The following is a 7,638-nucleotide window of genomic DNA, read 5'->3' on the forward strand; positions in this document are numbered from 1 at the left end:
TCAACCATCAAATAGAAAGTTGACCATGAGATGCCTGTGTATCGCTTGAACTGAGGATCAGAAAGCTTGTTTGAATCGATGTATTTCATCCGCAGATTATGCACGAATGCTAAGAAATCCGGAGTGCTAATATTAACCAAAAAGAAGATCGTTTTTTGATTTATGAAAGAGATCTATTGTAGTTTTAAAACATTTTCACCATAGCCACCGCTCCCTAAATTTTGTAGAATAGCGTTTTTACCCCATGGTGCTTTTCTATGACCGCTTGGACTGCTCACGTCACTGTTGCGACAGTCGTTGAAAAAGACGGAAAATTCCTATTTGTTGAAGAACATACAGAAGGTGTTACCCATACTGTATTTAATCAACCTGCAGGCCATGTCGAAGCTGGCGAAACCATTATTGAAGCAGCCATTCGAGAAACCATGGAAGAAACAGGTCACGATGTAGAAATCACGAACCTTCTAGGCATGTATACTTATACTCCCCCGATGTTCCCTGATCGTACTTATTTCCGTTTCTGTTTCTTAGCTAAAGACATTCAGCACCATGCCGATGCACAATTAGACACAGGTATTGTCGGTGCAGTATGGATGACGCTTGATGAACTCATTGAGTCTGCCCGTGCGCGTAGTCCATTAGTCATCAAAGCTGTGCAAGATGCTCTTTCAGGTCAAAAATTTCCTTTATCGCTCATTTACGAGCACCAAAATTCTCCCTTAATTTCAAATTTGGATGCTTAATCCTATGCAACAACGTGTCATCGTCGGTATGTCTGGTGGTGTAGATTCTTCTGTATCTGCAGCACTTTTACTTCAACAAGGTTATCAAGTTGAAGGTCTTTTCATGAAAAACTGGGAAGAAGATGACGGCACGGAATACTGTACGGCAATGGAAGATCTTGCCGATGCTCAAGCCGTTTGTGACAAAATTGGTATCAAACTTCATACCGCAAACTTTGCGATGGAATATTGGGACCGTGTCTTTGAGCATTTCTTAGAAGAATATGCCGCAGGTCGTACACCAAACCCAGATATTCTCTGCAACAAAGAAATTAAATTCCGCGCATTTCTAGACCATGCTGTCAACTTAGGTGCTGACTTTATTGCGACAGGCCACTATTGCCGCCGTGGTGAAACGCTAAAAAATTCACGTGGTGAAGAGTATGCACCTCTACTGCGTGGTCTAGACAACAACAAAGACCAAACCTATTTCCTACATGCAGTGCATGGTCGTGAAATTAACAAAACTTTGTTCCCTGTGGGTGAAATTGAAAAACCACAAGTGCGTAAAATCGCTGAAGAATTAGGTCTAATCACCGCGAAGAAAAAAGATTCAACAGGAATTTGCTTTATTGGCGAACGTCGATTTAATGACTTCTTAAAGCAATATTTACCTGCTCAACCCGGAAAAATCGTCCTAGACACTGGTAAAGAGGTTGGTGAACATCACGGCTTAATGTACTATACGCTCGGCCAACGTGGTGGCATCGGTCTTGGTGGTCTAAAAGGTGCTGAAGAAGGCGCTTGGTTTGTACTGCATAAAGATATCGAAGGTAATCGCCTAGTCGTTGGTCAAGGTCATGAACATCCACTCATGCAAAGCACCATTTTATGGTCTGAAGCGATTGATTGGGTGGCTGGTGAACAAGAGATTCCTGAATCAGGCTTCCGCTGCACAGCGAAAACTCGTTATCGTCAGCCTGACCAAGACTGTACAATATTTAAAGACCCTACAGCGCCAAATGGTGTGCGTGTCGAATTCGATGAGCCACAACGTGCTGTTACACCGGGTCAAAGTGTGGTGTTCTACACCGGTGAAGTTTGTTTAGGGGGTGGTGTGATTCATCATACCAATGCGCCTAAACCGGATTTTATTGAATAAGGATTGTTTCGGATGACAGAGTTACCGTTTCAACAGCCTCAGACTCTGAATACTCGCCAAAATCGTGCATTGGCGTTAGCTGCTGTTTTTCAAGCGACACAGCTGACCCACATGACTGCATTGACTGGGCAACAGAGTATCGGGGAAAGCGGTAACTTTTATTTTGAACATCTCATTAAAGCCAGTTTAAATATCCGTCCTAAGTCGAATCAGTCTAGTCAGACGCTTGATTTTTTTAGTGGCTTGGCGGATATTTCGCTGGGATTAAAAACCTTAGAAAGTAGCATTACTCAACCCTTCAATACATCTCCCAAATCTAGACTTCCTAAACTTGCCAATACTAAGCTACCCATGACGTATGCGATGGCGTTATTGCAGTTAGAAAAGAAAGTCTATAGCAATCCTAAATTTGTCGAAATCATCGAACAATCCCAACAAAAAATTCTAAGACAGCTTTCCTTTTTTGATAATAATTATTTACATCCAAGTATCATTGCCAATTTAGCGCAAACCTATATTGAAACTGCAGGCCAAATTAATCCACGTATTATGGTTCGTGGTAATGCCGAAGCATTTAAAGACACTTCTCATACCAATCGCATTCGCGCCACCTTATTTACCGGCTTACAAATGGCACATTTATGGCGTCAGCTCGGTGGTAGCTCATGGGGTATGATTTTCAGTAAGCGCAAGCTACTACAAGATATTCAAGATCTTGCCCGTTTACAGTATCAGGTGGTTTAACTGATGCAGTACGGGCTTTTTGTTTTACGTTTAATTCCAAAATTTAAGGAATCGCTATGAACGCTTTAACCGCACTTTCTCCATTAGATGGACGTTACGCAAGCAAATGTGATGCTCTACGTCCCTTCCTCTCTGAGTTTGGTTTAATCCATGCTCGTGTGACTGTTGAAGTGCGTTGGTTACAAGCGCTTGCAAACCGTCCTGAAATCACTGAAGTCCCAGCGTTCAGTGCTGAAACTAACGCTGCGCTTGATGCAATTGTTGCGAACTTCTCTGAAGACAATGCAAACCGCATTAAAGAAATTGAACGTACAACAAACCATGACGTAAAAGCAGTTGAGTACTTCTTAAAAGAGCAAATCGCACATATCGATGAGCTTAAAAATGCTGGAGAATTCATTCACTTTGCATGTACATCTGAAGACATCAACAACTTGTCTCATGCTTTAATGCTTAAAAATGGCCGTGAAGTTTTAGTTGCAGCAATGCAGCAAATCATCGATTCAATCGTTGCTTTGGCTGAACAACACGCTGAACAACCAATGTTGTCTCGTACACATGGTCAAACTGCAAGCCCAACAACTTTGGGTAAAGAAATGGCGAACGTGGCTTACCGCCTTGCACGTCAAATCAAACAATTCAAACAAGTTGAATTACTTGGTAAAATCAATGGTGCAGTAGGTAACTACAACGCGCACTACTCTGCTTACCCTGAAATTAACTGGCCTGCGCATTCACAAGCATTTGTTGAATCATTAGGTTTAGAATTTAACCCGTACACCACTCAAATCGAACCACATGACTACATGGCGGAACTTTTTGATGCGCTACGTCGTTTCAACACCATTTTGATCGACTTTAACCGTGACGTTTGGGGCTACATCTCACTTGGTTTCTTCAAACAACGTTTAAAAGAAGGTGAAGTTGGTTCTTCAACTATGCCGCATAAAGTAAACCCAATTGACTTCGAAAACTCTGAAGGTAACTTGGGTATTGCAAATGCAGTACTTGCGCATTTAGGCGAAAAACTTCCTGTATCTCGCTGGCAGCGTGACTTAACTGACTCTACTGTTCTTCGTAACATGGGCGTTGGTTTTGCACAAAGCTTGATCGCTTTTGAAGCTTGCTCTAAAGGTATTGGTAAACTTGAATTGAATGCTCAACGTATTCTTGAAGACCTTGACCATGCGCAAGAAGTACTTGCAGAACCGATTCAAACTGTTATGCGTCGTTATGCAGTTGAAAAACCTTACGAAAAACTTAAAGCCCTTACTCGTGGTCAAGCAATGACTCGCGAAATGATGGTTGATTTCGTAAATGGTAACGAATTAGAAGCTGTTCCAGCTGCTGACCGTGCACGTCTTGCAGAAATGACACCTGCAACATATACAGGTAATGCATCAACTCAAGCAGCAAACATTAAAGATCTTATTTCTAAAATCTAATTTTAGATAGATCAAAAAAAACGAGGCTTCATGCCTCGTTTTTTATTTATAATACTTCTGCTCTCTTTGAGATGAGGTGCATGCTCCGCAAGGAGATTAGACTATCCAACTCTCCCCTTGCGAACTCAGAATATATTCTGAGGATTCTCATCTCCTATAAGGAGATAGAAAATTTAGACGTAATTTTATTCTGCAGGGCAATATTTCGCCCAATCTTCTTTCATCCTTTGTAATTCACAGCCTGTTAAAACATCTGAATAATAAACATAATATGTGGTATCGGGATATTGAATCTCATGGCGAAACATCATGCCGCGCAAAGACACAGAGAGCTCTTCTGGAAAATCATATGTTAAATTAAGTTCTTCAAACTCATAGTTAAAATAACAATTTTGAGTCGCAATAAATGCCTCAACAACAGCCATAGTCACGTCCAAATATATAAACTTCGATATACATCTGAGTTTAATACAATCTTTTTGAAAATACTTATCCCTAGTAGCGAACTGATGACATTTGAAAAAATAATGCACAAATTCTAGCGCCGTCTAACTAACACTTTTCATCGCATTATGGCTATACTTGCCGCGAATTATAACCACTGCACACCGATAAAAATTTTGAGCTTTGCCTTTTCATGATTGATTTCAAATTAAAACTTAAGCACATCTTAGCTTTTGCATTATTAACTCTTGCCATTGTGATCGCCAGTATCCAACCTTTAGAAATGGAAGCGTATATCCTCCATCAAATCGGCACAGCGTTTATGCTAATCGTGTTGCTCGTTTTCCTCTATAAAATAGGGCTAACTTTCACAACAGTTTGTCTGTATCTTGGCTTTTTACTGATTCATGTCATTGGTGCCCATTATTTATATTCTTATGTGCCTTATTCTGAATGGACACAAGCTCTCCTAGGTTTCAACCTTGACCAAAGCATGGGATGGACCCGGAATATGTATGATCGGCTTGTACATCTTGCCTATGGTTTGCTGCTCTACCCGTTCTTTTATCGCATATTTCAAATCTGGCTACCGCAATTAAAAGCAGGACCACTCTTTTTATTGGTCGTACAGTTCGTCATGGCGACCAGTTTATTTTATGAATGGATCGAATGGCTGATTGCCATTGGCTTATCACCCGAAGAAGCTGAAAATTATAATGGGCAACAAGGTGATATTTGGGATGCGCATAAAGATATGCTGTTCGCAACACTCGGTGCGATGATCACTGGTGGCATTTTATATTCTAATCAGAAAAAATCTTAAATAAAAAAGCACTCATCAGAGTGCTTTTTTATCGCTATATTAATGAATGGATGTATTAATTATTAATAGAGTGGTAGCACATTTAAGGATTGATCTAACGGATCTAATGTGCCCCATGCTGTTTGGAACGCTGCATTCGAAACTGCTGTCCCACCCGATACAGGATTAATAGACGCATTTAAATAAGATGAATCATCTGATATTACATCAAGAGCATTGTTGGGTTCAGGATTGCTCAATAAGCCGTTCAAATTGATTTGATCATCAGAAATAAAAGAGCTTGTTTCGTTTAAGCCAAAGCTCGAAACACTGTGCTGCGCAAGTACATCAAACACACTATTATCATCTGTTAACATTGATGCTTGATCTTGTAATTCATCCGAAGCCTGTTCTTCTGAGATCAAGAATAAACTCGCTTTGGCAACTGTCATCGCTTCAACGGTAAAATCAAATGCTGAGCTTTTGGCACTGGTATTTCCAGCCGCATCCGTTTGGGTAAAACTATAACTGTACTTGCCTGCAGCTAAATCAGGCTCTGATGTATACAACCATTTTCCACTGGTATCTGCTTTGACAGTTGCCACTACGACGCCATTTTTATAAATGGTAATCGTGGCATTGGCCTCACCTTTACCTTCAAAACTTGGGGTGGAATCTTGCGTGCTCTCCCCCTGCTTAATGGTGAGCTTTGTAGTCTCGCGATCATCATACACCGTCGTCAATGTCGGCGCGGATGGCGCAATAGTGTCCTTTGTCCCAATGACTTGCGTGCTCTTTGAGCTATTGCCAGCCGCATCTGTCGCAGTCACTTGGACAACATTATTATCCGTAATTGCGCTGCTTAATTTCACCGTATAGCGACCATCGTCGCCTACAGTTGCAGTACCAAGCGTATTTCCCGCACTGTTTTTAATGGTAATTTTGACACCAATTTCAGCGCTTCCTGACACTTCTGTACCATCTGTATTGATTGTTGCTGTTGGTGCAACGGGTGCCGTATTATCCGTACCAGCAGTGACATTTAAAGGTATCGATTGATTGCCTGCCGCATCGACCACAATAATGGTTGTCTTATTACTATCCGACAGCGCTGGAGACAATGTCAGTTTAAATTGACCATTGGCATCTACCGTAGTAGTGGCGATGACTTGTAAATTTGCATCTAAGATTTGAATGGTGCTATTGGCTTCGGCAGTACCAACCAGTTCAGTTCCGGCTTTATTCACTTCAATTTTAGGTTGATCAGGTCGAAGCGTATCTTTGCCCATTTCAACCGACTGCGCTTCAGATTTATTGCCAGCTTTATCTTCTACAATGACTTTAGCCGTCTCACCCGCTTCTAAAGTATTACTTAATGCAATGGAGAAATTGCCATCACTTGCCGCAGTCACAGGCCCACCTAAAAGCGTTGTGCCATCTGCAGCATAAACATAGACTTTTGCACCCGCTTCGGCAAAACCTGAGACAAACTTACCGCTTTCATCCACTTGTGCATTTGCAGCGTCCGGCGAAATTGTATCTTTACTACCCGTCAATATTGTCGATTGAGAACTATTTCCCGCCTTGTCTTTAGCGTACACAATCACACGATTTCCGTCTGTAATCGCGTCATCTAAAGTAATTTTTAGTTGCCATCAGCATCTGCTTTAGATTGACCAATCGTATTGCCTTTCGCATCTACGATATAAACCGTTGCACCTGCTTCCGCCTTGCCGGACACGACTTTTCCGTCACTATCAAAACTTCCAGTTGGCGTACTTGGCGCTGTTTTGTCATTGCTAGAAGATTTATCATCTTCTTTGTCAAATGCCAGCAGGTATATCGCTTCTGCACCTAAGATCGCCAATCCTGCCTTAAGTAACGATGGCGAACCATCATCTTCACTTGCAACTTCCATAGCTTGAACAGGTGTTGTCGCCTGATTTAATTGAGTCGATGCAGCTAAAGGTTGCATAAATTCATTCACAGAACGATAGCTAATTGTTTTGCCATCAACATCCATTTCAACCAATTCAAATTGCTCTGGCCCACTACGCACGAGCAAAGAATTTTCAGAACCAAAGTCAGCTGTATAAAAATCATCAATCACAATTTTTTGACCATTTTTCAGGGTAATCACACATTGATTCCCTACTCGATGGATCGATTGAATATCGATTGGCTTGAGTTCTAACTGATATACGCTGAATTATCAGGAGACTTTCCCTTGGGAGATTCTAGGCAGCCAACTTATAAAAGTCTTCGGCCATTTGATTTGGTGTCTTAAAACCCAAACCCTTTTGAATTCTTCGATGATTA

At 41.3% G+C, this 7,638-nt stretch carries 8 protein-coding genes; 5 read left to right on the forward strand and 3 right to left on the reverse strand.

Annotation, left to right across the window (positions count from 1 at the left end):
* The first annotated feature begins 257 nt into the window (after positions 1–257).
* From FTU83_RS16410 to purB, 4 genes are read left to right on the forward strand one after another with little or no spacing between them, the layout of a single operon-like run.
* A complete protein-coding gene (locus FTU83_RS16410) occupies positions 258–743 on the forward strand; it encodes an NUDIX hydrolase (protein ID WP_078190179.1) in 486 nt (161 codons plus the stop codon).
* 4 nt (positions 744–747) lie between these two features.
* Positions 748–1,884 (forward strand): tRNA 2-thiouridine(34) synthase MnmA, encoded by a 1,137-nt coding sequence (mnmA, locus tag FTU83_RS16415; protein WP_168379207.1) that lies wholly within the window; start codon positions 748–750, stop codon positions 1,882–1,884.
* A 12-nt stretch (positions 1,885–1,896) separates the two neighbouring features.
* A complete protein-coding gene (gene hflD, locus FTU83_RS16420) occupies positions 1,897–2,628 on the forward strand; it encodes a high frequency lysogenization protein HflD (RefSeq protein ID WP_078190181.1) in 732 nt (243 codons plus the stop codon).
* A gap of 56 nt (positions 2,629–2,684) precedes the next feature.
* A complete protein-coding gene (gene purB / locus FTU83_RS16425) occupies positions 2,685–4,073 on the forward strand; it encodes an adenylosuccinate lyase (protein WP_168379206.1) in 1,389 nt (462 codons plus the stop codon).
* Positions 4,074–4,258: 185 nt separating this feature from the next.
* Here purB and FTU83_RS16430 read toward each other — a convergent pair whose 3' ends face one another.
* On the reverse strand, positions 4,259–4,498 hold the full coding sequence (locus tag FTU83_RS16430; protein ID WP_180040618.1) for a hypothetical protein: 240 nt from the start codon (positions 4,496–4,498) through the stop codon (positions 4,259–4,261).
* Positions 4,499–4,710: 212 nt separating this feature from the next.
* On the opposite strand from FTU83_RS16430, the gene FTU83_RS16435 reads away from it, so the two are divergent.
* A complete protein-coding gene (locus FTU83_RS16435) occupies positions 4,711–5,340 on the forward strand; it encodes a DUF2238 domain-containing protein (RefSeq protein ID WP_180107350.1) in 630 nt (209 codons plus the stop codon).
* Between the two features lie 62 nt (positions 5,341–5,402).
* Here the strand turns inward: FTU83_RS16435 and FTU83_RS16440 are convergent, their stop codons facing one another.
* Both FTU83_RS16440 and FTU83_RS16445 read right to left on the reverse strand, forming a co-directional pair.
* Positions 5,403–6,926, reverse strand: coding sequence for an Ig-like domain-containing protein (locus tag FTU83_RS16440; RefSeq protein WP_180107347.1), 1,524 nt, complete (start codon positions 6,924–6,926; stop codon positions 5,403–5,405).
* Positions 6,927–6,964: 38 nt separating this feature from the next.
* On the reverse strand, positions 6,965–7,498 hold the full coding sequence (locus FTU83_RS16445; protein ID WP_373686449.1) for an Ig-like domain-containing protein: 534 nt from the start codon (positions 7,496–7,498) through the stop codon (positions 6,965–6,967).
* Positions 7,499–7,638: the final 140 nt, after the last annotated feature.

It is taken from the genome of Acinetobacter sp. YH12152 (assembly GCF_013418285.1).
Classification (GTDB): domain Bacteria; phylum Pseudomonadota; class Gammaproteobacteria; order Pseudomonadales; family Moraxellaceae; genus Acinetobacter; species Acinetobacter amyesii.

What these genes read in the sequence shown, in the direction of transcription:
- hflD (WP_078190181.1), top strand. Translation starts at nt 1,897, where the DNA reads ATGACAGAGTTACCGTTTCAACAGCCTCAGACTCTGAATACTCGCCAA.
- purB (WP_168379206.1), top strand. Translation starts at nt 2,685, where the DNA reads ATGAACGCTTTAACCGCACTTTCTCCATTAGATGGACGTTACGCAAGC.
- FTU83_RS16430 (WP_180040618.1), bottom strand. Translation starts at nt 4,498, where the DNA reads ATGGCTGTTGTTGAGGCATTTATTGCGACTCAAAATTGTTATTTTAAC.
- mnmA (WP_168379207.1), top strand. Translation starts at nt 748, where the DNA reads ATGCAACAACGTGTCATCGTCGGTATGTCTGGTGGTGTAGATTCTTCT.
- FTU83_RS16410 (WP_078190179.1), top strand. Translation starts at nt 258, where the DNA reads ATGACCGCTTGGACTGCTCACGTCACTGTTGCGACAGTCGTTGAAAAA.
- FTU83_RS16435 (WP_180107350.1), top strand. Translation starts at nt 4,711, where the DNA reads ATGATTGATTTCAAATTAAAACTTAAGCACATCTTAGCTTTTGCATTA.